Source organism: Arthrobacter sp. N1, from assembly GCF_048288285.1.
Classification (GTDB): Bacteria; Actinomycetota; Actinomycetes; order Actinomycetales; family Micrococcaceae; genus Arthrobacter_D.
The window spans coordinates 466,668-489,872 of the sequence record NZ_CP102608.1 but is presented as its reverse complement, the minus strand read 5'-3'; the positions used below and the strand labels follow the sequence as shown (position 1 = coordinate 489,872).

Annotated in this window: 20 protein-coding genes, 1 tRNA gene, 2 rRNA genes and 1 pseudogene; 12 read left to right on the top strand and 12 right to left on the bottom strand. The window is 67.0% G+C overall.

The features are described 5' to 3' along the window. Positions 1 to 102 precede the first annotated feature (102 nt). Positions 103 to 696: a hypothetical protein gene (locus tag NVV32_RS02325; RefSeq protein WP_422391230.1), complete on the bottom strand. Its 594-nt coding sequence runs from the start codon at positions 694 to 696 to the stop codon at positions 103 to 105. A 124-nt stretch (positions 697 to 820) separates the two neighbouring features. Between NVV32_RS02325 and NVV32_RS02320 the strand changes: the two genes are divergently transcribed. After that, on the top strand, positions 821 to 970 hold the full coding sequence (locus tag NVV32_RS02320; RefSeq protein ID WP_422391229.1) for a hypothetical protein: 150 nt from the start codon (positions 821 to 823) through the stop codon (positions 968 to 970). A gap of 128 nt (positions 971 to 1,098) precedes the next feature. Here NVV32_RS02320 and NVV32_RS02315 read toward each other — a convergent pair whose 3' ends face one another. After that, on the bottom strand, positions 1,099 to 1,308 hold the full coding sequence (locus NVV32_RS02315) for a hypothetical protein (protein WP_055769480.1): 210 nt from the start codon (positions 1,306 to 1,308) through the stop codon (positions 1,099 to 1,101). A 166-nt stretch (positions 1,309 to 1,474) separates the two neighbouring features. Between NVV32_RS02315 and NVV32_RS02310 the strand changes: the two genes are divergently transcribed. The 3 genes from NVV32_RS02310 to NVV32_RS02300 all read left to right on the top strand — a co-directional run bounded on the left by NVV32_RS02310 (position 1,475) and on the right by NVV32_RS02300 (position 6,218). Then, complete coding sequence (locus NVV32_RS02310) at positions 1,475 to 2,629, top strand: Vms1/Ankzf1 family peptidyl-tRNA hydrolase (protein WP_422391228.1); 1,155 nt, start codon at positions 1,475 to 1,477, stop codon at positions 2,627 to 2,629. Between the two features lie 4 nt (positions 2,630 to 2,633). Beyond that, positions 2,634 to 4,451: a thiamine pyrophosphate-requiring protein gene (locus NVV32_RS02305; protein WP_422391227.1), complete on the top strand. Its 1,818-nt coding sequence runs from the start codon at positions 2,634 to 2,636 to the stop codon at positions 4,449 to 4,451. Positions 4,452 to 4,556: 105 nt separating this feature from the next. After that, positions 4,557 to 6,218, top strand: coding sequence for a catalase (locus NVV32_RS02300; protein WP_422391226.1), 1,662 nt, complete (start codon positions 4,557 to 4,559; stop codon positions 6,216 to 6,218). Here the strand turns inward: NVV32_RS02300 and NVV32_RS02295 are convergent. Genes NVV32_RS02295 through NVV32_RS02285 form a run of 3 tightly spaced genes read right to left on the bottom strand, consistent with a single transcriptional unit; the run spans position 6,160 to position 7,913 of the window. Beyond that, complete coding sequence (locus tag NVV32_RS02295; RefSeq protein WP_422391225.1) at positions 6,160 to 7,275, bottom strand: SDR family NAD(P)-dependent oxidoreductase; 1,116 nt, start codon at positions 7,273 to 7,275, stop codon at positions 6,160 to 6,162. The genes NVV32_RS02300 and NVV32_RS02295 overlap by 59 nt on opposite strands. A gap of 24 nt (positions 7,276 to 7,299) precedes the next feature. Further along, complete coding sequence (locus NVV32_RS02290; RefSeq protein ID WP_422391224.1) at positions 7,300 to 7,677, bottom strand: hypothetical protein; 378 nt, start codon at positions 7,675 to 7,677, stop codon at positions 7,300 to 7,302. Next, positions 7,677 to 7,913, bottom strand: coding sequence for a hypothetical protein (locus tag NVV32_RS02285; protein ID WP_422391223.1), 237 nt, complete (start codon positions 7,911 to 7,913; stop codon positions 7,677 to 7,679). The genes NVV32_RS02290 and NVV32_RS02285 overlap by 1 nt, the downstream gene beginning before the upstream one ends. Positions 7,914 to 8,030: 117 nt before the next feature. Between NVV32_RS02285 and NVV32_RS02280 the strand changes: the two genes are divergently transcribed. From NVV32_RS02280 to rsgA, 4 genes and pseudogenes are all read left to right on the top strand, one after another. Next, positions 8,031 to 8,534, top strand: a complete 504-nt coding sequence (locus NVV32_RS02280; protein WP_422391222.1) for a metallophosphoesterase family protein — start codon at positions 8,031 to 8,033, stop codon at positions 8,532 to 8,534. Between the two features lie 94 nt (positions 8,535 to 8,628). Next, positions 8,629 to 8,868, top strand: coding sequence for a hypothetical protein (locus NVV32_RS02275; RefSeq protein WP_422391221.1), 240 nt, complete (start codon positions 8,629 to 8,631; stop codon positions 8,866 to 8,868). Positions 8,869 to 8,986: 118 nt separating this feature from the next. After that, a complete protein-coding gene (locus NVV32_RS02270; RefSeq protein WP_422391220.1) occupies positions 8,987 to 9,190 on the top strand; it encodes a hypothetical protein in 204 nt (67 codons plus the stop codon). Between the two features lie 305 nt (positions 9,191 to 9,495). Further along, positions 9,496 to 10,266 (top strand): annotated as a pseudogene (gene rsgA, locus NVV32_RS02265) (ribosome small subunit-dependent GTPase A); the annotation flags it as partial. A gap of 238 nt (positions 10,267 to 10,504) precedes the next feature. On the opposite strand, the gene NVV32_RS02260 reads toward rsgA, so the two are convergent. Both NVV32_RS02260 and NVV32_RS02255 read right to left on the bottom strand, forming a co-directional pair. Next, positions 10,505 to 10,581 (bottom strand) — tRNA-Thr (locus NVV32_RS02260). 90 nt (positions 10,582 to 10,671) lie between these two features. Then, entirely contained in the window at positions 10,672 to 11,532 is an 861-nt protein-coding gene (locus NVV32_RS02255) for a DsbA family protein (protein WP_422391219.1), read from the bottom strand. A gap of 127 nt (positions 11,533 to 11,659) precedes the next feature. Between NVV32_RS02255 and NVV32_RS02250 the strand changes: the two genes are divergently transcribed. From NVV32_RS02250 to NVV32_RS02235, 4 genes are all read left to right on the top strand, one after another. Beyond that, a complete protein-coding gene (locus NVV32_RS02250) occupies positions 11,660 to 13,159 on the top strand; it encodes an alpha,alpha-trehalose-phosphate synthase (UDP-forming) (RefSeq protein WP_082471370.1) in 1,500 nt (499 codons plus the stop codon). After that, positions 13,149 to 13,931: a trehalose-phosphatase gene (otsB, locus tag NVV32_RS02245; protein ID WP_422391218.1), complete on the top strand. Its 783-nt coding sequence runs from the start codon at positions 13,149 to 13,151 to the stop codon at positions 13,929 to 13,931. The genes NVV32_RS02250 and otsB overlap by 11 nt, the downstream gene beginning before the upstream one ends. 130 nt (positions 13,932 to 14,061) lie before the next feature. Next, positions 14,062 to 15,150, top strand: a complete 1,089-nt coding sequence (locus tag NVV32_RS02240; protein WP_055769448.1) for an ABC transporter ATP-binding protein — start codon at positions 14,062 to 14,064, stop codon at positions 15,148 to 15,150. 139 nt (positions 15,151 to 15,289) lie between these two features. Beyond that, on the top strand, positions 15,290 to 16,651 hold the full coding sequence (locus NVV32_RS02235; protein ID WP_422391217.1) for a DUF4032 domain-containing protein: 1,362 nt from the start codon (positions 15,290 to 15,292) through the stop codon (positions 16,649 to 16,651). Positions 16,652 to 16,707: 56 nt separating this feature from the next. On the opposite strand, the gene NVV32_RS02230 is transcribed toward NVV32_RS02235, so the two are convergent. The 5 genes from NVV32_RS02230 to NVV32_RS02210 all read right to left on the bottom strand — a co-directional run bounded on the left by NVV32_RS02230 (position 16,708) and on the right by NVV32_RS02210 (position 23,102). Further along, positions 16,708 to 17,238: a hypothetical protein gene (locus tag NVV32_RS02230; protein ID WP_422391216.1), complete on the bottom strand. Its 531-nt coding sequence runs from the start codon at positions 17,236 to 17,238 to the stop codon at positions 16,708 to 16,710. Between the two features lie 99 nt (positions 17,239 to 17,337). Beyond that, on the bottom strand, positions 17,338 to 18,708 hold the full coding sequence (locus NVV32_RS02225) for an FAD-binding oxidoreductase (RefSeq protein ID WP_422391215.1): 1,371 nt from the start codon (positions 18,706 to 18,708) through the stop codon (positions 17,338 to 17,340). Further along, on the bottom strand, positions 18,705 to 19,271 hold the full coding sequence (locus NVV32_RS02220; RefSeq protein ID WP_422391214.1) for a hypothetical protein: 567 nt from the start codon (positions 19,269 to 19,271) through the stop codon (positions 18,705 to 18,707). Before NVV32_RS02220 ends, NVV32_RS02225 begins: the two co-directional genes overlap by 4 nt. Positions 19,272 to 19,561: 290 nt before the next feature. Then, positions 19,562 to 19,678, bottom strand: a 5S ribosomal RNA gene (gene rrf, locus NVV32_RS02215). Positions 19,679 to 19,947: 269 nt separating this feature from the next. Next, a 23S ribosomal RNA gene (locus tag NVV32_RS02210) occupies positions 19,948 to 23,102 on the bottom strand. Positions 23,103 to 23,205 lie beyond the last annotated feature (103 nt).

Here is a 23,205-nt window from a genome sequence, read left to right as displayed (position 1 = left end):
GATCCTCACGGAGGGTTGCAGGCATCTTCGCTGCAACTCTCGGTGACGGCGCGATCAGGACGAGGCGCTCCCGCCCGCGGCGGGTGCGCCTCCTGCCTATGGTCACCGCTGCCGGGTGGACGTCCGCTGCCGGAACCAGGCACCGATGGCCCGGTGACGCAGGACCAACCAGCCCACGAGCAGGGCTGCCGCCAGATGGGTGTGCAGCAGGAGCATCACCTCCGGAGAATGGCCACCGGGACCCCCGGCCCCCACCGGCACATCGGCTCCGTGATGATCAGCCGGTCCCGCGACGGTCGAGGAGGGCGCGACCGCGAGCCCCCCGAGCAGCCAGTGCAGGACCTGCTGGCCGGCTCCTAGCAGGAGCAGCACGGCCCAGCCCGGGAGGCGCCCGAGCACCACGAGGGTGGCAGCCAGCACCGCGAGCGACGTCAGCCCGGCGAGGATGGAAGGACTCGGCAGGACGCCGTCGGACACGGAATGCGCCACGATCCCGAGGGCGACGGAGCCGAGCCCTGCGGCTGCGCCTCCCGCGATCCGGCTGCGACGGTGCACCATGCCGGGGGCATCGGCGGTCCGCGATCCGGCCGCCCCGGCGGTCGTTCCCGCGGTCGGCGGCCCCGCAGCCCCACCGCTGGCCCCTCCGCCCTCCGTGCCGATGACCACGTCGGTGTCCGTGGCGGTGTTCGACTCCATGGTTCGATCGTAAGCATGCTGACCACATTCCGCCATGGAGTTCCTGCCGGTGATGCCCGTTCGCACAGGTCCGTACACTGGCGGTGAGGGAGCTGATCTTCCCCCGAACCGAGAGGACGAATGCATGTCAGAGAAGCCGAGCGACGACGACCGCATCCACAACGAAGCACCTGCCGAGGGCGACCCGGACGCCGATACGGCAGACATCCGCGTGCATTCCGAGGAGCCCGCCGAGGGCGCGGACACCGACGAGAAGACCGGCGGGGGCAGCTAGAGGCTCCCGCGACGAACAGCGGACGAAGGAAGCGCCGGTCATCGACCGGCGCTTCCTTCATTGTGGGCTCAGCGGCAGTCCCCGGGCCCACTGTGCCGGCCTGGGCCTCTGCGCCCGGAACCCTGCTGTCAGCGGGTCCCGACGACGATCTCGCCGAACGGGATCTCCTTGGACGTCTCGGCGCCGCGGTCGACAGCCTGGTCGCTGATGAGGATGCCGTGCTTGCCCTCCGCGACGGACTGCTTCATGACCATCAGCACGGTCTCGGCGAAGCCCTCGTCCTGGGCCTCGAGGAAGCGGATGTAGGCGGGCGGGAAATTCTCGGGAACGGTCAGCATGTCCTCCACGCTACCCGCCACCACCCACGCGTGCCGAGGCAATTTCAAGCCCCTCCGAGGACGAATCGACCCTTCTCACCGCTCGGACGGAGTGATAGACCATAAGTGTCCTTAGTATTTCCGGCGCTCGGCCGCCGGCCCGATACCGACACGACAGGGGACCTTCGTGACGCACGTACTCAAAGACCATGCCCAGCTGTTCGAACTGCCCGGTCCCTGGACCACCATCTATGTGGACGGCAGCACCGGAACTGTGGACGGCCTGGCGAACGACGAGATCCTTCCCCGCAGCATCGCCCAGGAGATGAAGGCTGCGGGAGCACCCTCCGAGGACATCGACGCCGCCGTCGCCGCACTCGGCACGACGGCGAAGGGACTGCCGGACCCGGTGACGCGCTACCTCCTCGTCAACGGCGGGAAAGCCGTCGTCGACGAGTTCCTGCCCGGCGACCTCGTCGGCCTCACGGTGACCGACACCGGCCCCGTACCCGACCTCACGCCGCTCGTCCGCCACACCCCCGAGGACTTCGCCTACCTGGTGGCGGAGGTGGGGCACCACGGCGGCGAGATCTACCTGCGGTACGCCGACGGCGACGAGCAGCACATCACCTCCGGGGCCCCCGCCTCCGAGGTCGAGGGTGACACGATGCACACCCGCAAGCTGGGGAGCGGAGGCTGGGGGCACCGCCGCATGCAGCAGCATGCGGAGAAGGTCTGGAAGATGAACTCCCGCGAGGTCGCCGCCGAGATCGATCGGATCGCCGCGGAGCACGATGCACAGTTGATCGTGGTGGCCGGTGACATCCGGGCACGCCAACTGGTGGCCGACGAGGTGTCGCAGGAGTCCGCCGCGAAGCTCGGCGTCATCGAGAGCAACACCCGCGCGGACGGAGCCGACGAGGAGACCTTCCTCGAGCAGGTCCAGCAGCTCGTGGCACGCACCATGGCGGATCAGCAGCACTCGCTCCTCGAACGCCTCGCCGAGAAAGAGGGCCAGGGGACACGGACGTCCGCCGTCGGCCGCGGGGCCGTGATCACGGCCCTGCAGCAGGCGCAGGTCGAAGTCCTCCTCCTCGAGACCACGGCCTGGGACGGCGAGACCCTCCTCGCACTCGACGCAGCACCCTGGGTCGCGACCTCCGAGGCCGACACCGCCGGAGCGGGCGTGCTGGGCGAGGTGCCGGCGGTCGCCGGGCTCCTCCGGGCCGCCGCGCTCACCGATGCGCAGGTGACGATGTACCCGTCCGGTGCGCTCGAGGAGAAGCCCATCGCTGCGCTCCTGCGCTGGCCCACCGGACCCGCCGCACCGACAGCGGCCTGACACCATGGCGGATACTTCCTCACAGCGGGCCGGGACGGAGACGTCCGGGTCGGTCGCCGACCTCGTGGTGCGCCGACTCGGGGACTGGCACGTCGACAGGATCTTCGGCTACAGCGGAGACGGTATCAATCCCCTGCTCGGCGCACTGCGCCGGGCAGGGGGCCCCGCCTTCGTCCAGGCCCGCCACGAGGAGGCGGCCGCCTTCATGGCTGTGGCGCACGCGAAGTACACCGGCCGGGTGGGCGTCGTCACCGCGACGCAGGGACCGGGGGCGGTGCATCTGCTCAACGGCCTGTACGACGCCCGGATGGACAGCGTTCCCGTCGTCGCACTGGTCGGCCAGCAGAGCCGCACCGTCCTCGGCTCGGCCTACCAGCAGGAGATCGACCTGCCCAGCCTGTTCAAGGACGTCGCCTCGGACTTCCTCCAGCAGGTCACGGACGCCGAGCAGCTGCCCATGGTCCTCGACCGTGCGTTCAAGGCCGCGCTCGCCACCCGGTCACCCGCCGTCGTGATCCTGCCGCACGACCTCCAGCAGGAGGCAGCGCCGTCCACGCCGCACGAGCACGGCGTGGTCCCGTCGTCGCCGGTGTGGTCCCTCGGGTGCGTCGCGCCGCGCGAGGCGGACCTGCTCGACGCCGCCGCCGTCCTGAACGCCGGCCGGAGGATCGCGCTCCTGGTGGGGCAGGGGGCCGCGCATGCACAGCAGGAGGTGGTCGCCGTCGCCGAACGCCTCGGCGCGGGCATCACCACGAGCCTCCTCGGCAAGCCCTTCGTCGACGAGTCGCTCCCGTTCGTGACCGGCACGATGGGCCATCTCGGCACCACGGCGAGCGCGCACCTCATGGATACGTGCGACACCCTGCTCATCATCGGCTCCAACGACCCCTGGACGGAGTACTACCCTGCCCCGGGGCAGGCACGCGCGGTCCAGATCGACATCGACCCGAAGGCGATCGGGAACCGCTACCCGGTGGAGGTGGCGCTCCACGGGGACGCGGCCGAGACACTCGGGGCCCTGCTGATCCTCCTGCACGGCCAGCAGGACCACTCCTACCGTGCCGAGGTCGAGGAGCAGGTGGAGAGGTGGCACCGGATAGCGCTCGAACGCGCCCTGACCCCTGCCCGGCCCGTCAACCCGGAGCGCGTCGTGCGCGAGCTCAGCGATGCACTGCCCGGCGATGCGCAGGTGGCGGTCGACGTCGGCAGTTGCGTCTACTGGTACGCGCGCCAGCTGCGCCTCCCCCGCGGCGTGCCCGCACATCTGTCGAGCACCCTCGGCTGCATGGGTGCGGGCATGCCGTACGGTATCGCCGCGAAGCTCGCACGCCCCGAGCGCCCCGTTGTGGTGCTCCTCGGCGACGGCGCGCTGCAGATGGCGGGGCTGGCCGAACTCGTCACCGTCGCGCGGTTGTGGCGCGGCTGGGCGGACCCGCGCTTCGTCGTGTGCGTGCTCTCGAACCGGGATCTCTCGGAGGTCTCGTGGGAACAGCGCGAGATGGAAGCTGAACCCCGCTTCGAGGACAGCCAGGCCCTGCCCGCCGTCGACGCCGCCGCGCACGCGAAGCTGCTGGGACTCGACGGCGTGCGGGTCGAGGATCCGGCGGACCTCGCTGAGGCGTGGCACCGGGCCTTCGCCGCGGACCAGCCCTTCGTCATCGACGTCGTGACGGATCCGGACGTCCCCCTGCTGCCGCCGTTCCCGGCAGGCGCGGCGAAGCTCGCGTCCATGCACCGGGCGGTCGACGCCGAACCCGGTGGCGGCGCCGCTGCCCTCCTCCGTCGCTACGCCGAGATCGAGGGCGTCGCGGACAATTACTAAGGTTGCTGTGCATCAGTGGCTTGGGTAGCGTCGAGAGCGGACGTGGGAGCCGGCAGGGCATCCCCGCTGCCCGAAACGACCAGAGTCCGCTGTGAGGAGAACCCCATGACCGATGTCGCCGGCCAGCCACCCGCCGAGGGCGATGACCGTGCCGTCCTGACGAACCGCCAGGGCCACCAGGTCTACGACAACCAGAACTCCCGCACGGTGGGCGAGCGGGGCCCCGCCACCCTCGAGAACTACCAGTTCCTCGAAAAGATCAGCCACTTCGACCGCGAGCGCATCCCGGAGCGGGTGGTCCATGCCCGCGGCGCCGTCGCCTTCGGTGAGTTCGAGGCCACCGGCCGGTGGGGAGACGAGCCGATCGCCGCCTACACCCGCGCGAAGCTCTTCTCCGAGCCGGGCAAGAAGACCGAGGTCGCCGTCCGCTTCTCCACCGTCATCGGTGGCCGTGACTCCTCGGAAGCCGCGCGGGACCCCCGCGGGTTCGCGGTCAAGTTCTACACCGAGGACGGCAACTGGGATCTGGTGGGCAACAACCTCGCCGTGTTCTTCATCCGCGACGCCATCAAGTTCCCGGACGTCATCCACGCGCTGAAGCCGGACCCCGTCACCTTCCGGCAGGAGCCGGGCCGCATCTTCGACTTCATGTCGCAGACCCCGGAGTCCATGCACATGCTCGTCAACCTCTTCAGCCCGCGCGGCATCCCCGCGGACTACCGCCACATGCAGGGATTCGGTGTCAACACGTACAAGTGGGTGGACGCCGGGGGCGGGACGAAGCTCGTGAAGTACACCTGGCAGCCGCACCAGGGCGTGAAGAGCCTCACCGAGGAGGACGCCGCCACCATCCAGGCCACCGATCTCGGACATGCGTCGAAGGACCTCTACGAAGCCATCGAGCGTGGCGAGTACCCGACGTGGGACCTGTACGTCCAGCTCATGGACGACGGCGACCACCCGGAACTCGACTTCGACCCGCTCGACGACACCAAGACCTGGCCGGAGCAGGATTTCGAGCCGAAGCTCGTGGGCACCATGACGCTCAACCGGAACGTGGCCGATCACCACAACGAGAACGAGCAGCTGTCCTTCGGCACCGGCGTGCTGGTCGACGGACTCGATTTCTCCGACGACAAGATGCTCGTGGGGCGGACCTTCAGCTACAGCGATGCCCAGCGATACCGTGTGGGACCGAACTACCTCCAGCTGCCCGTGAACTCCGCCAAGAACGCAGCGGTGCACACGAACCAGCGCGGTGGCCAGATGTCCTACGGGACGGACCTCGGGCCCGGCCAGAATCCGCACGTCACCTACGAGCCCTCGATCACCGGTGGACTCCGCGAGGGCGAGTACCCCACGCACGACGACCAGGGCCCCGAGATCACCGGTCGGCTGACGCGCAGGCGGATACCGCTGACCAACGACTACCTGCAGGCCGGTCAGCGCTACCAACTGCTCGAGCAGTGGGAGAAGGATGACCTGGTCGGGAACTTCGTGACCCTGATCGGGCAGGCCGCGCGCGCCGTGCAGGAACGCATGGTGTGGCACTTCCACCTGGTGGACGACGAACTGGGTGCCCGCGTCGGGGAAGGGCTCGGCATCGGCCTGGACGAGGTGAAGGACCTGCCTCCGCTCGCGGGCCAGACCCTCTCGGAGGACGAGCTCGCCCGCCTGGAGAACCTCGGGAACAACGGGCCCCGTGACGTCACGGGGCTGACCATGACCCATTGCGTCCCCAACGAGCACGTGGTGGTGAGCCGCTGACGGTCATCCGTGACATGGGCGGGCACCGCGCGGAGGAAGGCGTCGGCGCATCCTGCCGGCGCCTTTCTGTTGCTGCGCGGGCGGATGGTACGGGACCGCAACGGCGAGACCAGCCGAGGGCGGGTGGCCCGCCCTTCAGCGTCGTCGGGCGGCCTCGCCGGCAGTGCGCCGCAGCCGGGGGAACCAGCGCCACCCCCCCGGTCACGCCGGTGGAGTGACGATCCGGATTGAACACAGTGCCGTCCGAGACGGGGGCCGCGTCCCGCGTGAGCGCGAGGGCAGGGTAGGCGCGGGCCACGACGGCCTGGTACGCCGCGGGGGCGAGGGCACGGGCGTGGACGAACAACGACTGCACCCGACCCACCTGGGTCAGCCGGCGTGGTGCGTGCGAGACCCGCACGATCGCCCGTGCCACCCGGAGTGGATCGGTGACCGGGGGGAGCGGCCGGACGGCCCGGCCGGTATGGTTCGCGGCATGTTGGTGAATCGGCGTGTCGATGGTTGCGGGGAGTACGGCGCAGACATGGATGTCAGGTGCGCTCGCCAGTTCCATCCGCAGCACCTCGAGGAAGCCGAGCAGGCCGAACTTGCTGGTGACGTAGGGGCTGACGAGCGGCGACGTGATCCTCGAGTAGACGGAGGCCACCGAGACCAGCACTCCGTGCTCCTGGCGCCGGAAGACGCGCAGCGCTGCCCGCGCCCCGTACACCTGTCCGGAGAGGTTGACGGACAGGAGCCGGTCGAAAACTTCGGGCGGTGTCTGCTCGAACGTACCGAAGCTGTACAGGGAGGCATTACCCACCCAGACGTCGATTCCGCCGAACCGTTCGACAGCCGCGTCGGCAAGGCGGTCGACCTCCTCGGCGGAGGAGACGTCCGTGCGGAGGGTGATCGCCGTCGCCCCCAAGCTGCGGCACTCGGCCGCGACGTCCTCGAGCGTCGAGGCGTCACGTCCGGCGAGGACCAGCCGGGCATCCTCCTCCGCGAACAGACGGGCGGTTGCCCGCCCGATCCCGCTAGATGCCCCGGTGATGACCACGCGCAGCGTATCGGTCATGAATCTTCCCTCCCGATGGTCGGCTCAGTGGCCGCGCCGATCCTTGTCCGTCGACACATCGGGGTCCAGCGCGTCGGCCTCCTGGCTGTGAAGGGTGACCTTCTCACGCAGCCCGTCGGCATCGGCCTGTCGCTCCTGCGCCTGCTGCCGCAGCCGTTCCGCCTCGACCTCGGCGCGCTGCGCCTCGGCCTCCGCCATCGACGCCCTGGCCCCGCGCTCACGGGCGTCCAATTCCGTGGCCTTCGCCTGCTCGCGCATCTCGGCCGCCCTGTGGCGGTCCTTGTCCTGCTGCCGCGTCCGCTCGGCATCCCCCCGCTTCCGCGCCAGAACGGCGACGACGGCGATGATCGCCAGAAGGACCACGATCGCGACGATGATCCATACCGCTTGTCCTGTTTCCATCACTGTCTCCCTGCCTCGTGGCGGTGACGGTTCACCGCGCCGACCTGGCCCCCGAAACCGCCGAGACCCGGGATCTTGCCCAGCAGGTCCGTCGGGTTGATGCCGAACCTGGCGAGCAGGTCCGCGTGCTGTTCCGGGTCCACCTGATCCGGCAGCTCGGACTGTGCCTGATCGGCGTGGTCGTCCTCGCCCTGGCTCTTCAGCAGGTCGATGATCTGCTGTTTGTCGATCCGCATGGTCTGCCTCCTCGTGGTCCGGACCGTGATTAGTAAGCGTGCTTACGGAAGCTTGCCATAGGGTCCCCGGCTTGTCACGGGTGCCTGAGTGCCGGATTCCGCGGCAGACTTGGCACCATGGTCCTCCGCCTGACGCTCCTCGCCGACACCCACCTGCCGAAGCGGGCCAGGGTGCTGCCTGACGAGGTGTGGGACGCCGTCGACTCGGCCGACGTCGTCGTCCATGCAGGGGACTGGACCGGGACGGGGCTGCTGGACGAGCTGGAGGAGAGGGCCCGGCGACTCATCGCCTGCTACGGCAACAACGACGGCGCCGACCTCCGCTCGCGCCTCCCCCTCGTCGCCCGGGCGGAGCTCGAGGGCGTGCGGCTCGCCGTCGTCCATGAGACCGGCCAGAGCCAGGGCCGGGAAGCCCGCATGGCGGCGCTCCATCCGGACACCGATGTCCTGGTGTTCGGCCACAGCCACATCCCGTGGGACACCACGGCGCCGGGCGGTCTCCGGCTCCTCAACCCGGGCTCGCCCACCGACCGCCGTCGCCAACCGTTCTGCACCTACATGACCGCCGTCGTCGATGACGGCGCAGTCAGCGTGACGACGCACCGCCTGCCACCGCGCTGACCAGCTTTTCGGCCCTTGCGATCTGCGCTCACCGCAGCTGTTCGCCGGGCCGACCGCGCGCCCGCGCGGTGTCTGTGACCCGACCAACGCCTCCGTGCTCGCGTTGCACCACTACGGCCACAGGGCGGCGACGGCGGCGGCAGTCATCGGCGTTCTGCAGTCCGGCGTGGCCGGTCTCGTCAGCCCCTTCGTCGGCCTGCTCGGCGGAGACCAGGTGGCGATGATGTGCGTCATGCTCGCCGCAGCGGCCCTCACCCTGCTGGTCCTGGCCACCGGGACCGAAAAGCGCGAGGCCGAGCAGGTCCAGGCGCAGGGCCCCGATCAGCGCAGCTGATCCTCCCTCGGCGTCCGGTATCCACCGCCGGGGGTGGCGACCTGACAGTCCGGCGCCACTCTGGGACAATGGAGCACCCGCGACGAAGCGACGCCCGCTGTCCGATGACGAGAGGAGCATGATGACTGTCCTGCAGATCGCCCTCCTCGTCGCCGCCGGTGCCGCCGTATGGCTTCTCGCCACCGTCGTCATCGTCGTCTGGGTTATGGGCATGAGCCGCAACACAGCCGTGGACGAGGAGAAGTTCCGGCGGGACCTCGGCGACGCGAGGCGCAGGACCGCGCGCCGGTCGGTGGAGAAGACCGACAGGACATCGGCCTGACCTCTGTCGTCCGGATCGGCAACGGATTACACTGGGCTCTCGCGGGCCCGGACGGGTCCCTCGGGAACGACAGGAGGTGGGTCATGGAGAACGTCACTGTCGGCGCGTCGACCACCGCCCCCACCCCCCTCGTCGTCACCTCCCCGGTTCCTGCGCTCCAGCCCTGAGGCCAGCCGCGCCCGGGGAGCTTCCCCGGAGGATCTCCGTTGAACCCTCTTCAGCAGTACGGCTACACGGACCGTGTCGCCCGCCTCTTCTCCCTCCATCTCCCGTCCACAGCTGCACCGGCCGCCTCCCCCGCCCGGGTGGTCCGCGCGGACCGCACCCGCCTGCTCCTCGCCACTGAACAGGGCCTGCTCGGGGTGCAGGCGCACGAGTCCCTCGTGACCGGCGACTGGGTCGCCGTCTCCGGCGGTGAGGATCCGCGCGTCGTCGGCGTCCTTCCGCGCTGGGCGGTCCTGCAGCGCAAACGCGCCCACGATCCGCTCGCGGAGGCGCAACTGCTCGGCGCCAATGTCGATCTGGTGGGTGTCGTCGTCCCGTTGGACCGGGCGCTGTCGGCGAACCGTCTGGAGCGGACGCTGGTCGCAGCCTGGGATTCTGGCGCCGTCCCCCTCGTGGTGCTCACCAAGGCCGACCTCAGCTCCCGTTTCGATGCCGTCGTCGCGGACACGGTGGAGCGTGCGCGGGGCGCGGAGGTCTTCACCACGTCCGCCGAGGACGGAGACGGCCTCGATGACCTGCGAGCCCGCGTCGGTGCGGGGCGCACCCTCGCCCTCCTCGGGCCATCGGGTGCCGGCAAGTCGAGCCTCGTCAATGCGCTCGTCGGCCGGGATGTGCAGGACACGGGTCGGGTCAGGCTGGGCGATGGCCGCGGCAGGCACACGACGACGGCGAGGGAGCTGGTACCGATCGGCGACGGCGCCGTCCTCATGGACACACCAGGGCTCCGGGGGTTCGCCCTCTGGGACGCCGAGGACGGACTGGCCGAGGTCTTCGGCGAGATCGAGGACCTGTTCGCCTCCTGCAGGTTCCGAGACTGCGCGCACGATGCCGAACCCGGGTGCGCCGTCCAGCTCGCCCTCCTGTCCGGGGCACTCGAGGAGCGGCGGTGGCGGAGCTACCGGAAGATGCAGCGCGAACTCGACAGCCTCCACCGCCGGCAGAACCCGCCCGAGCGACGATCCCATGACCGGTCCCTCGAGCGTGCAGTCCGCGACGCCGTTCGGGGCAAGGAGCACCGGCAGGGCTGGGGTGAGCGCCGGCGGCGTTCCGCGCATCGGGCGTGTTCGCGGGAGGAACAGCAGGCGGGTGTGGAGCCTCCTGTCGGATTCGAACCGACGACCCCCGCTTTACAAGAGCGGTGCTCTGGCCAACTGAGCTAAGGAGGCGAACTGGCCGGGCCAGCGGGCGCCGTCACCCCTGGCTGGAGGGCAGTCGAGCGCTCAACAAGGGTAGCCCAGGCCCGCCACCGCCGGAAATCAGCTGCGGGCGTCCAGTTCCTCCTGGACCGTCGTCTCGAAGTCCTCGACGGCGTTCGGGACCGCGGCACCGTTGACGAACACCGTCGGCGTGCCGCCGACGGCAGCCGCCTGAGCCGCAGCCGTGGCGAACTTCGTCCATGGGCGGAAGGTCCCCTCCTCCACGCACGCGGAGATGTCCCCCGCGCCTGCGTCCGCGGCGAGCGCCACGAGGCCGTCGTCGTCGAGCTCTCCCTGCTCGTAGTGCGCGAACAGGCGCTGGTTGACGTCGAAGTACGCCTCGGGCGCGGAGTCGGCCACACAGGCGACGGCGTTCGCGGCGCGGGAGGAGTACTCGGTGCTGCTGTTGCGGTCGAGGTAGGCCACGGTGCGGTACTCGAACGTGATCTCGCCGGCGTCCAGCCACGAGAGGATCTGCTCGGAATGCCGTGCCTCGAAGTCCGCGCAGTGCACGCAGTTGATGTCCACGTACGCCACCACCTGCAGGGGACCGTTGGTGACGGACGTGATGCCCTCGGGGATGGCTCCCTCCGCTGCGGGCTCGGCGGGGAGAGTCGCGACGTCCACCGTGTCGGTCCCCGTCGGCGCCGTGTCGGTGCTCGACAGGAGCGTGATGCCACCTTGGGCATTGCCGCCCTGGGGCGCCGGCCCGGCGTCGGGGATCCGGCCGCGCACAGTGTTGATGACCACCACCGCGATGAGGGCGACGACGATCAGTCCCGCGACCACCACACCCCACTTGGCGAGCATCCCGTTGCGGCGGTCCTTCCGCTGCTGCTCCTCCGCAGCCACCCGCTCCCGCTCACGGGTTGCGGCGGCGCGCTGGGCTTTGGTCGGCTTGTGTCCGGGTGCGGGCGCCATCGGTCCTCTTCGTCGGTGTGCTGGGAGGCCATGCTATCGACCGCACCTGAGCGCTTCCGCCCAGCTCACGTCCCCGGCCGACTCCTGCCCGACCCGATAGAGTCGGGCGGGAGATCCCCCTTCTGCGATGGAGCCAGTTTTGAGCGCAGCACAACCGTCCACGACACCTGGCGTGAAGCCCTCTTTCCCGACCGACGGCCGGTTCGGGGACTTCGACTTCATCGTCGTCTCGAACAGGCTCGCCGTGGATCGCGTGGTGGACGAGCACGGGGAGAGCTCCTGGCGCCGGTCCCCCGGAGGCCTGGTGACGGCACTGGCGCCCGTCATGGCGAAGGCCGACGGCGCCTGGGTCGGCTGGCACGGCGCGTCCGACGAGACGCTCGAGCCCTTCGACGAGGCGAATATGCGCCTCGTCCCCGTGCCGCTCAGCGCCGAGGAGGTCGAGCTCTACTACGAGGGCTTCTCGAACGCCACGCTGTGGCCGCTCTACCACGACGTCATCGCCTCGCCGGAGTTCCACCGCACTTGGTGGGACTCCTACCGGAAGGTGAACGAGCGCTTCGCTGCGGCGACGGCGTCCGTCGCGGCCGAGGGCGCCACCGTCTGGGTCCAGGACTACCAGCTGCAGCTCGTGCCCAAGATGCTGAGGCAGGCCCGGCCGGACCTCAAGATCGGCTTCTTCAACCACATCCCCTTCCCCCCCCTCGAGATCTACGCGCAGCTCCCGTGGCGCCGCCAGGTGATCGAGGGTCTCCTCGGCGCCGACCTCATCGGCTTCCAGCGTCCCAGCGACGCGAGCAACTTCCTGCGGTGCGTCCGCCGCTTCAAGGGCCACACCATCAAGGCCCAGCAGGTACAGGTCCCCGAGGGCGACGACGGCACCCCTGCCTACGTCTCCCGCGCGGAGGCGTTCCCCATCTCGATCGACACGGCGTCGATCACGGAACTCGCGCAGCGGCCCGACGTGATCGAGCGCTCCCGCGAGATCCGGCGCGAGCTCGGCGACCCGCAGCACATCCTCCTCGGCGTGGACCGCCTCGACTACACCAAGGGCATCGGCCATCGCCTGAAGGCGTACGGCGAGCTGCTCGAGGACGGCGCGATCACGGTCGAGGACGCCGCCCTCATCCAGGTCGCGAGCCCCAGCCGCGAGCGGGTGGAGCAGTACCGGATCCTCCGCGAGGACATCGAGGGCGCCGTCGGCCGCATCAACGGCACCCACGACACCATGAAGAACACCGCCATCCGCTATCTGCACCACAGCTATCCCGTCGAGGAGATGGTGGCCCTGTACCTCGCCGCCGACGTCATGCTGGTGACCGCCCTGCGGGACGGCATGAACCTCGTCGCCAAGGAATACGTGGCGGCGCGCACGAACAACACCGGCATGCTGGTGCTCAGCGAATTCGCGGGCGCCGCGGATACGCTCCGCCAGGCCATCCTCGTGAATCCGCACGACATCGACGGCCTGAAGACCGCCATCGTCACGGCGATCTCCATGCCGAAGACGGAGGCCATGCGGCGCATGCGGCTGATGCGCCGCCAGGTGGTCCACAACGACGTCGAGCGCTGGTCTCAGGCCTTCCTCAACGCCCTGCACGCGGGAAGTGCGGGTCATGGCGCTTGAGCCGGAGCTGCTCTCCGCCCTCGCGTCGCTCGCCGCCACGCCCCGGCTGCTCGTCGCCCTCGACTTCGACGGGACCCTCGCACCCCTGGTCGAGAGGGCGGAGGACGCACGCGCCCTCCCGGCGTCGGCCGCTGCGCTGCGAGCGCTGGCTGGGCTGCCGGGCACGACGACGGCGCTGATCTCGGGCCGAGCCCTCGACAGCCTGCGCGTGGTGGCAGAACCGTCCGAGGACATGCTGCTGATCGGCAGCCACGGGGCGGAGACGTGGACGGGGCCCGACGGCGTGGCCCTCGCCCTGACCGCGGATCAGGCCGGGCTTCTCGCCCGGGCCGTCGACGTCGTCGAACGCACTGTCGCAACGCATCCGGGTACCCGCATCGAGTTCAAGCCCGCCGGGGTCGTCCTCCACACGAGAACAGCGGCCGACGACGTCGCCGATGCTGCCGTGACAGCTGCCCGTGCCGGCCTCGCGCCGCTCGGGGACATCAGCGTCACCGACGGCAAGCGCGTGCTCGAGGTCTCGGTCATCAGAGCGGACAAGGGCCAGGGGCTGGCTCTGCTCCGGGAGACCACGGGAGCGACCGCACTCCTGTTCGCCGGCGACGACGTCACGGACGAGCACGCCCAACTCACCCTCCGCCCGGGCGACGTCGGCATCAGGATCGGCCCGGGCCGGACGTCCGCGCCGTTCACCGTCGCGACGCCCGAGGACTTCTCCGAGGTGCTCGAGGAACTGGTGTCCTTGCGCACATGCCGTGCACCGATCAGCTGAACGTGTCATACTGCTCCAAGCGTGACCAACGTCACCGGTACTGCTGGCGGGTCGCGCACCACAACTGAATACTCTTCCATTCACTACGGATCGTCGGGCACGTACCTGCCCGTGAAAAGGAACCACCACCATGGCAACGGTAACGTTTGACCAGGCAACGCGCCTGTACCCGGGCACAGAGAAGCCCGCCGTCGACAAGCTGGACATCGACATCGCCGACGGCGAATTCCTCGTCCTCGTCGGCCCCTCCGGTTGCGGGAAGTCCACCTCGCTGCGCATGCTCGCCGGCCTCGAGGACGTGAACTCCGGACGCATCCTCATCGGCGACCGTGACGTCACCGACGTCCCCCCGAAGGATCGCGACATCGCGATGGTCTTCCAGAACTACGCGCTCTACCCCCACATGTCGGTCGCCGACAACATGGGCTTCGCCCTGAAGATCGCGGGCGTCTCTAAGGAGGAGCGTGCCGAGCGCGTCCGCGAGGCCGCCAAGCTCCTCGACCTCGAGGACTACCTGGACCGCAAGCCGAAGGCCCTCTCCGGTGGCCAGCGGCAGCGTGTCGCCATGGGCCGCGCCATCGTGCGTAACCCGCAGGTGTTCCTCATGGACGAGCCCCTCTCCAACCTCGACGCCAAGCTCCGCGTGCAGACCCGTACGCAGATCGCGTCGCTCACCCGCCGCCTCGGCGTCACCACGGTCTACGTCACGCACGACCAGGTCGAGGCCATGACCATGGGAGACCGCGTCGCCGTGCTGAAGGACGGCATCCTGCAGCAGGTCGACACCCCGCGCAACCTCTACGAGCGTCCCAAGAACGTCTTCGTGGCCGGCTTCATCGGCTCTCCCGCGATGAACCTCCTCGAGCTGCCCGTGGCCGACGGTGGCGTCATCTTCGGCGGCATCGTCTACCCGGTTCCCGGCAGCGTCCTGGACGCCGCGGCAGGGAACACCGTCACGCTGGGTGTCCGTCCCGAGGACCTCGTCGTGTCCGCGACCGGTGAGGGACTGCCCGTCGAGGTCGACGTCGTCGAGGAACTCGGCGCCGACGCCTACATCTACGGTCACACCACGCTCGACGGCAAGAACCACGACATGGTCGTGCGCGTCGACGGTCGCCGCCCGCCGATGAAGGGTGACAGCGTGTTCGTCCGCCCCGAGCAGGGCCATGTACACCTGTTCGACACGAGCAGCGGCCTCCGCCTGGCCGAGACGGTCTAGTCCTCCGCGGACCAGCCGACCAGTACGACGACGGTGGCGTCCGCCGGGTACCCTCTGGGGCTCGGTGGACGCCATCGTCGCGTCGGTGGCAACTACGCTTGACGCAGGCCCCTTCCCGCCCCGACCCGGAGGCAACACCATGACCGAGACCTCGAACGCCCAGTGGCATGACGAGCCGACCGACTACGATCAGGCCGGCAAGCTCCCGAGGCTCCGCCCGGCGTCGTCGGAGAGCCCGAGCCTCGGGTCCCTCAACATCACGGCCGCTGCGACGGATCCCGAACTGCTCGACCTGCCCTGGCACATCGCCCTGGAGCAGTGGCCCGCCAGCGCACTCGCAGCCCTCCCCCGTGGCATCTCCCGGCACATCGTGCGCTTCGCACATCTGGGCGGATCGGTGATCGCCGTCAAGGAGACGAGCGAGCACATCGCCCGGCACGAATATCACATGCTCCGCAAGCTGCAGCGGCTGGATGTTCCCTGCGTGGAGCCCGTCGCCGTCATCTCGGGCCGGACCACTCCCGACGGCGACGAACTCGATCCCGTCCTCGTCACACGGCACCTGAAGTTCTCGCTGCCCTACCGCGCGCTGTTCTCCCAGACGCTCCGCCGCGATACCCTCACGCGTCTCATCGACGCCCAGGCGCTCCTCCTCGTCCGCCTGCACCTCATCGGCTTCTACTGGGGGGACGTCTCGCTGTCCAACACCCTGTTCCGCCGCGACGCGGGATCCTTCGCCGCGTACCTGGTCGACGCGGAGACCGGCGAACTGTATCCCGAACTGTCGACGGGTCAACGCGAATACGACCTCGAGATCGCCCGCGTCAACATCGCCGGTGAACTGATGGACCTCGCCGAGGGCGGACTGATCGAGGAGAAGGTGGATCCGCTGGCGACGAGCGAGCTGATCATGGACAGCTACCGCCGCCTGTGGACCGAGCTCACCGAGAAGGAGTCCTTCGAGCTCGGGGAGCGCTGGCGCGTAGGTGCCCGCATCCGGCGCCTCAACGAGCTCGGCTTCGACGTCGAGGAATATGCCATCAAGACGGCCGTCAACGGGACGCAGATCCAGCTGCAGCCCAAGGTCGTGGACGCCGGGCACCACAGTCGCAGGCTGCTGCGGCTGACCGGCCTCGACGCGCAGGAGAACCAGGCACGGCGCCTGCTCAACGACATGGACGCCTACCGGGCGGACAACAATCCGACCCTCGACGAGGAATTCAGCGCCCACCTCTGGGTCAACGAGGTCTTCGAGCCGATCGTCCGGGCGGTTCCGCGGGAGCTGGGCGGGAAGCTCGAGCCCGCGGAGGTGGTGCACGAGGTCCTGGAGCACCGCTGGTACATGTCGGAGCGCGAGGACCGCAACGTCCCGATGGCGGAGGCCGTGCAGTCCTACCTCGATGACGAGCTACGGCACCGTCGTGACGAGGCGGAGATCATGCTGACCGCCGACGCCCGCACCATCGGCATCGATGAGGACTCCGAGTACCGGGACAACTAGGCTGCAACGAGGAAGGGCCGGCAGCCATCGGCTGCCGGCCCTTCCTCATAAATCGATCAGGGGCAGGTCGTCGTCGTCCCCTGGAACTCGACCTGGGTTCCACTGGGGACGCCCTGGCACAGTTCGGCCAACTCGGTGAAAGCGGGAATCAGAGCGATGAACCCGATGATGAGGACGGCCAGTCCGATCGTGAAAAGAATGCCGATGATGATGCCGGCGAGGGCGAACCCGTTGCCCATCTTGGCCCTCCGTGATTTCACGAACGCCACGATGCTGATGATCAGGCCGACCGGCGCGATCAGGATCGCGAGGATGAAGCCCACGATGCCGAGCGTCCTGCCCGGGTTCTCGGTGACCTGCCCCTGGTAGCCCTGCTGCCCCGGGTAGTTGTTCCCACCCTGCTGGCCGTAGGGTGACTGACCCTGTTGCTGCCCGTAGGCAGTGGGAGTCTGTTCACCGTACTGCGGCGCGTTGTGGCCGTACTGCGGGGCGTTCTGGCCGTACTGCGGCTGGTTCTGACCGTACTGTGGCTGGTTCTGCTGACCGTAGGGCGAGTTGCCCTGCGATCCTGGATTGTTGTCAGACATGCTGCTCCCCGTGGCGCGATGAAAGTGACGGTGTGTTCCACCGATTTCCTGAACAGTATCATCGCGTCCGGGCGTCCCTCGGGCAGCCCGAGGCAACGATCAGGAGACGATCGCCTTTCCCGGATTCAGGATGCCGAGAGGATCGAAGACCTGTTTGATCCGCGCCTGGAGCGCGAGGATCTCCGGCGCCTGCTCCCAGGCGAGCCACCGTCGCTTGTACTGTCCCACGCCGTGCTCCCCGGTGATCGTGCCGCCCAGGTCCAGTGCGCAACGGACCGATTCGTCCAGCGCCGACTCCAGCCGTTCCTGCGCCTGAGGCCCCTCCCGTCGTTCCACCCAGAAGGTGGGATGCAGGTTTCCGTCCCCGGCGTGCGCCACGACCTTCAACTGCACCTGATGACGTGATGCCATCGCCTCCAGTGCGGCGACGTAGCCGACCAGCTGCGATTTGGGCACGGCGACGTCCTCCCCCACCCTGTACAGGTCGTCGACCTCGTCGCCCCTGCTGTGCCGCCGGAGATCCACCAGCCGGTCCGCTTCCTCGGAGCCTTCGTCGCTCACGCGTGCACCCAGCCCGAGAAGTACTGCGCGGATCTGCTCCGCCTCCGCGGCCGCCCCGTACCCATCCGTCCTCGCGAGGAGCAGGGAACCCCCACGACGGCGAAGGTCGGACCCGTGGGCGCCGTCGAGCGCCTCGAGAGTGTTGCCGTCGAGGAGTTCCAGGATCGCCGGTTGCACTCTGGCCCGTCCGATGGCGAGCACCCCGGCCGCAGCGCTCGTGAAGTCTTCGAAGAAAGCCGCCACGGTGTGGACGGACGTCGGCAGGTAGCGGAGCCGGACGGTGATCCCGACGATCACCCCGAGCGTGCCTTCCGAGCCCGTCATCAATGCCGTCAGATCGTAGCCTGCAACACCCTTGAACGTCCTGTGTCCGGTCCTGACCAGCGTCCCGTCCGCCAGGACGACGTCGAGTGCGAGGACCGAGTCACGCGTCACCCCGTACTTGGCGCATCGCAGGCCACCGGCGTTGGTGGCGACATTCCCGCCGATCGTCGACCATCGATAGCTGGCCGGATCCGGGGCATACATCAGCCCATGGCCGGCTACGGCGTCGTTCAGGGCGGCGTTGACCACGCCCGGTTCGACGACGGCGGTCTCGTCATCGGGATTGATCTCGAGGATGCGCGTCATGAGCTCCAGTGACAGGATGACACTCCCTGTCGTCGCGTGGGCGCCGCCTGACACGCCCGACCCGGCTCCACGGCTGACGACCGGGACCCTGTGGCGAGTGGCCCACCGCAGCACCTCCTGCACATCGGCCACGGATTCTGCCCGGACCACCGCGACGGGAAGCGCCGGCTCGAGCACCGGCCCCTGATCACGCGAGTAGCTCGTCAGATCGGCGGACGAGGTGGAGACGCGCCCGGGAAGGATGACCTCGAGATCTCCCAGCGCTGATGCATCGGTCATGATCCCCCCATGAAGCGGCGGTACCGCGCCAGGGCTTCGGGCCAGAACTGACGGTAGAAAACGTAGAGGTCATGCGGATCGGCGCGCGTCCATCCACTGTGGGTCAGGTCCAGCGTTGTCTCGACAGGTCCATCCGCCTCCGCCTGGTCGACGACCTCGGCTCCGCCGGACCCGGATATGTCCCCAGCGGCTGCCTCGGAACGCGCCCGCTGGAGGACACCGGCGTCCTCCCTGACACCCAGGCGCAGGTCCGTGGTCGTGGTCGATCCGGCAGCGCGCCATCTGAGCAGCATCCACTCCCCGGAAGCACTGTCCGTCACCTCGCCCCAGACATTCTCGTCATCCTCCGCCGACGTCTCGACGAGCGCATTGTCCTCGAGGTCGAAGAAGCTGTCGGTTCCCCACCGGCTCAGGAGATCCGCCGGCCACCAAAGGTGCAGGTGCTCGACGAGTCCCGCCCAGGCATGGTCGGCGGAGGCGGGCACGGAGACCGTCGTCCGGATGTCCGGGCGGTCCGAGGGCGCATCTCCGTCGGCGGAGGCGTGCGAGAACAATCCACTCATGCCCCGACCCTACCGCCGCTTGGTGACCTCGACCGCACCTCCCCGCGGCACAGCATTGCCCGGGTGGGATCGGGTGCCGCATCCTGCGCGGCTCGGCGGCATGGACTTTGCCGGGTCAGCCGGCCGTGGGCCTTTGGGCCTGGCCGTGTTGGTGCTGCCCGGCTGTGGGCCTTCGAACCTGGCCTGGCCGGGCTGGTGCCGGGCTGCTGGGTGTTGGGGTTGTGGGGGTGTGGGGTTAATGGGGTGAGGCCCCGCACCTGGTGGTGTGGGGCCTCAGCCTGTGAAGTGTTGTCCGGCGGTGTCCTACTCTCCCACACTCTCTCGGGTGCAGTACCATCGGCGCTGTGGGTCTTAGCTTCCGGGTTCGGAATGGGACCGGGCGTTTCCCCCACGCTATGACCGCCGTAACTTTGTTTACCGTGTCCGTCCAGTGTCCTGCCCGGGGTCCGTGTCACCCCCTTTGGTGCCCGTGAGGGGTGTGGGGTGGTGTGGTCCGGGTGGTGTTGGTGGTGGTAAGTCTGTGGTTACAACTGTGACAACTGTGCTGTATGGAGTTGTGGTGGTGGTTCCTGTTGTTGGTTGGGAACCGCATAGTGGACGCGTAGCATGTTTGATCTTCACTCACCCCCTTGGTCATCCTGTGATCATTGCTGGTCACGGGGTGGGGGGTGGGTGTGTGGTGTAAGTTGTCGGCTTATTAGTACCGGTCAGCTTCACAGGTCTGTAGTCCCTGCTTCCACATCCGGCCTATCAACCCAGTGGTCTGGCTGGGGGCCTCTCACACTCTAGGTGTATGGAAATCTCATCTTGAAGCAGGCTTCCCGCTTAGATGCTTTCAGCGGTTATCCCATCCGAACGTAGCTAATCAGCGGTGCACTTGGCAGTACAACTGACACACCAGAGGTTCGTCCGTCCCGGTCCTCTCGTACTAAGGACAGCCCTTCTCAAATTTCCTGCGCGCGCAGCGGATAGGGACCGAACTGTCTCACGACGTTCTAAACCCAGCTCGCGTACCGCTTTAATGGGCGAACAGCCCAACCCTTGGGACCTACTCCAGCCCCAGGATGCGACGAGCCGACATCGAGGTGCCAAACCATGCCGTCGATATGGACTCTTGGGCAAGATCAGCCTGTTATCCCCGAGGTACCTTTTATCCGTTGAGCGACGGCCATTCCACAATGTGCCGCCGGATCACTAGTCCCGACTTTCGTCCCTGCTCGAGATGTCTCTCTCACAGTCAAGCTCCCTTGTGCACTTACACTCGCCACCTGATTGCCAACCAGGCTGAGGGAACCTTTGGGCGCCTCCGTTACTTTTTAGGAGGCAACCGCCCCAGTTAAACTACCCATCAGGCACTGTCCCTGACCCGGATTACGGGCCGAAGTTAGATATCCAGAGTGACCAGAGTGGTATTTCAACGATGACTCCACGTGAACTGGCGTCCACGCTTCACAGTCTCCCACCTATCCTACACAAGCCACACCGAACACCAATACCAAACTATAGTGAAGGTCTCGGGGTCTTTCCGTCCTGCTGCGCGTAACGAGCATCTTTACTCGTACTGCAATTTCGCCGAGTTTATGGTTGAGACAGCGGGGAAGTCGTTACTCCATTCGTGCAGGTCGGAACTTACCCGACAAGGAATTTCGCTACCTTAGGATGGTTATAGTTACCACCGCCGTTTACTGGGGCTTAAATTCCCAGCTTCGTCCCACGCAAGCGTGAAACTAACCGGTCCTCTTAACCTTCCAGCACCGGGCAGGAGTCAGTCCGTATACATCGTCTTGCGACTTCGCACGGACCTGTGTTTTTAGTAAACAGTCGCTTCCCCCTGGTCTCTGCGGCCCTGATCCGCTCCGGTGAGCTAGTCACCATCACAGTTGGGGCCCCCCTTCTCCCGAAGTTACGGGGGCATTTTGCCGAGTTCCTTAACCATAATTCTCTCGATCGCCTTAGTATTCTCTACCTGATCACCTGTGTCGGTTTGGGGTACGGGCGGCTAGAACCTCGCGCCGATGCTTTTCTAGGCAGCATAGGATCACCGAATTCCCCCATACGGGGGTCCCATCAGATCTCAAGCACGGTATCTAAACCAGAACCACGGATTTGCCTATGGTTCGCCCTACATCCTTAGACCGGGACTACCATCGCCCGGCTCGGCTACCTTCCTGCGTCACACCTGTTAATACGCTTACCTCCCGAGATCAGGTCCCGCGATCCACAAAAAACCACGTCACCACAAGGGTGGGCGGTCATGCTTCTGGCGGTTAGTATCCCTCGATCAGTATTGGCGGTTCTTCGCCGGTACGGGAATATCAACCCGTTGTCCATCGACTACGCCTGTCGGCCTCGCCTTAGGTCCCGACTTACCCAGGGCAGATTAGCTTGACCCTGGAACCCTTGATCATTCGGCGGACGGGTTTCTCACCCGTCTTTCGCTACTCATGCCTGCATTCTCACTCGTGTAGGCTCCACCGCTGGTTTACACCGCGACTTCACTGCCCACACGACGCTCCCCTACCCATCCACACCCTTGAACCAAGAGAACAAGTCTCCGGCTTGGGATATATGTGAATGCCACAACTTCGGCGGTGTACTTGAGCCCCGCTACATTGTCGGCGCGGAATCACTTGACCAGTGAGCTATTACGCACTCTTTCAAGGGTGGCTGCTTCTAAGCCAACCTCCTGGTTGTCTGGGCAACTCCACATCCTTTCCCACTTAGCACACGCTTAGGGGCCTTAGTTGGTGGTCTGGGCTGTTTCCCTCTCGACTATGAAGCTTATCCCCCACAGTCTCACTGCTGCGCTCTCACTTACCGGCATTCGGAGTTTGGCTGACGTCAGTAACCTTGTAGGGCCCATTAGCCATCCAGTAGCTCTACCTCCGATAAGAAACACGCAACAGCGCACCTAAATGCATTTCGGGGAGAACCAGCTATCACGAAGTTTGATTGGCCTTTCACCCCTACCCACAGCTCATCCCCTCCATTTTCAACTGAAGTGGGTTCGGTCCTCCACGACGTCTTACCGTCGCTTCAACCTGGCCATGGGTAGATCACTTCGCTTCGGGTCTAGATCACGCCACTCTGGTCGCCCTATTCAGACTCGCTTTCGCTACGGCTTCCCCACACGGGTTAACCTCGCGACGTAACACTAACTCGCAGGCTCATTCTTCAAAAGGCACGCCGTCACAGAAACAAGTCTGCTCCGACGGTTTGTAGGCACACGGTTTCAGGTACTATTTCACTCCCTCCCGGGGTACTTTTCACCTTTCCCTCACGGTACTGGTCCGCTATCGGTCATCAGGGAGTATTTAGGCTTACCAGGTGGTCCTGGCAGATTCGCACGGGATTTCTCGGGCCCCGTGCTACTTGGGATCCTCTCCAAACGGCATCACGCATTACGGTTACGGGACTAACACCCTCTCCGGCCGGGCTTTCAAACCCGTTCACCTATACGCATGCACTCATTTCACCAGTCCGGCAGAACTGGAACGGAAAGTCCCACAACCCCAGTGATGCAACGCCCGCCGGCTATCACACACCACTGGTTTAGCCTGTTCCGCGTTCGCTCGCCACTACTAACGGAATCACTATTGTTTTCTCTTCCTGTGGGTACTGAGATGTTTCACTTCCCCACGTTCCCTCCACGTACCCTATGTGTTCAGATACGGGTCACCCGGTCACTCGCGCGCCGGGCGGGGTTTCCCCATTCGGACATCCTGGGATCAAAGTTCGGTTATCAACTCCCCCAGGCTTATCGCAGATTCCCACGTCCTTCTTCGGCTCCTGATGCCAAGGCATCCACCGTGTGCCCTTAAAAACTTGACCACTAAGATCAAAAACATATCGAGAAAACCAGGCCCGAACACACACGCACCCTCCCCCAAAAGGAAAGACCACGCATCCACTCGAAACCAGATTTATCTTAGAA

Excerpts from the sequence above, each read along its gene's own strand:
- NVV32_RS02280 (WP_422391222.1), top strand. The coding sequence starts at position 8,031 with ATGGTCCTCCGCCTGACGCTCCTCGCCGACACCCACCTGCCGAAGCGG.
- NVV32_RS02325 (WP_422391230.1), bottom strand. The coding sequence starts at position 696 with ATGGAGTCGAACACCGCCACGGACACCGACGTGGTCATCGGCACGGAG.
- NVV32_RS02300 (WP_422391226.1), top strand. The coding sequence starts at position 4,557 with ATGACCGATGTCGCCGGCCAGCCACCCGCCGAGGGCGATGACCGTGCC.
- NVV32_RS02255 (WP_422391219.1), bottom strand. The coding sequence starts at position 11,532 with ATGGCGCCCGCACCCGGACACAAGCCGACCAAAGCCCAGCGCGCCGCC.
- otsB (WP_422391218.1), top strand. The coding sequence starts at position 13,149 with ATGGCGCTTGAGCCGGAGCTGCTCTCCGCCCTCGCGTCGCTCGCCGCC.
- NVV32_RS02230 (WP_422391216.1), bottom strand. The coding sequence starts at position 17,238 with ATGTCTGACAACAATCCAGGATCGCAGGGCAACTCGCCCTACGGTCAG.
- NVV32_RS02250 (WP_082471370.1), top strand. The coding sequence starts at position 11,660 with ATGGAGCCAGTTTTGAGCGCAGCACAACCGTCCACGACACCTGGCGTG.
- NVV32_RS02240 (WP_055769448.1), top strand. The coding sequence starts at position 14,062 with ATGGCAACGGTAACGTTTGACCAGGCAACGCGCCTGTACCCGGGCACA.
- NVV32_RS02305 (WP_422391227.1), top strand. The coding sequence starts at position 2,634 with ATGGCGGATACTTCCTCACAGCGGGCCGGGACGGAGACGTCCGGGTCG.
- NVV32_RS02235 (WP_422391217.1), top strand. The coding sequence starts at position 15,290 with ATGACCGAGACCTCGAACGCCCAGTGGCATGACGAGCCGACCGACTAC.
- NVV32_RS02315 (WP_055769480.1), bottom strand. The coding sequence starts at position 1,308 with ATGCTGACCGTTCCCGAGAATTTCCCGCCCGCCTACATCCGCTTCCTC.
- NVV32_RS02270 (WP_422391220.1), top strand. The coding sequence starts at position 8,987 with ATGATGACTGTCCTGCAGATCGCCCTCCTCGTCGCCGCCGGTGCCGCC.
- NVV32_RS02320 (WP_422391229.1), top strand. The coding sequence starts at position 821 with ATGTCAGAGAAGCCGAGCGACGACGACCGCATCCACAACGAAGCACCT.
- NVV32_RS02290 (WP_422391224.1), bottom strand. The coding sequence starts at position 7,677 with ATGGAAACAGGACAAGCGGTATGGATCATCGTCGCGATCGTGGTCCTT.
- NVV32_RS02225 (WP_422391215.1), bottom strand. The coding sequence starts at position 18,708 with ATGACCGATGCATCAGCGCTGGGAGATCTCGAGGTCATCCTTCCCGGG.
- NVV32_RS02285 (WP_422391223.1), bottom strand. The coding sequence starts at position 7,913 with ATGCGGATCGACAAACAGCAGATCATCGACCTGCTGAAGAGCCAGGGC.
- NVV32_RS02295 (WP_422391225.1), bottom strand. The coding sequence starts at position 7,275 with ATGACCGATACGCTGCGCGTGGTCATCACCGGGGCATCTAGCGGGATC.
- NVV32_RS02220 (WP_422391214.1), bottom strand. The coding sequence starts at position 19,271 with ATGAGTGGATTGTTCTCGCACGCCTCCGCCGACGGAGATGCGCCCTCG.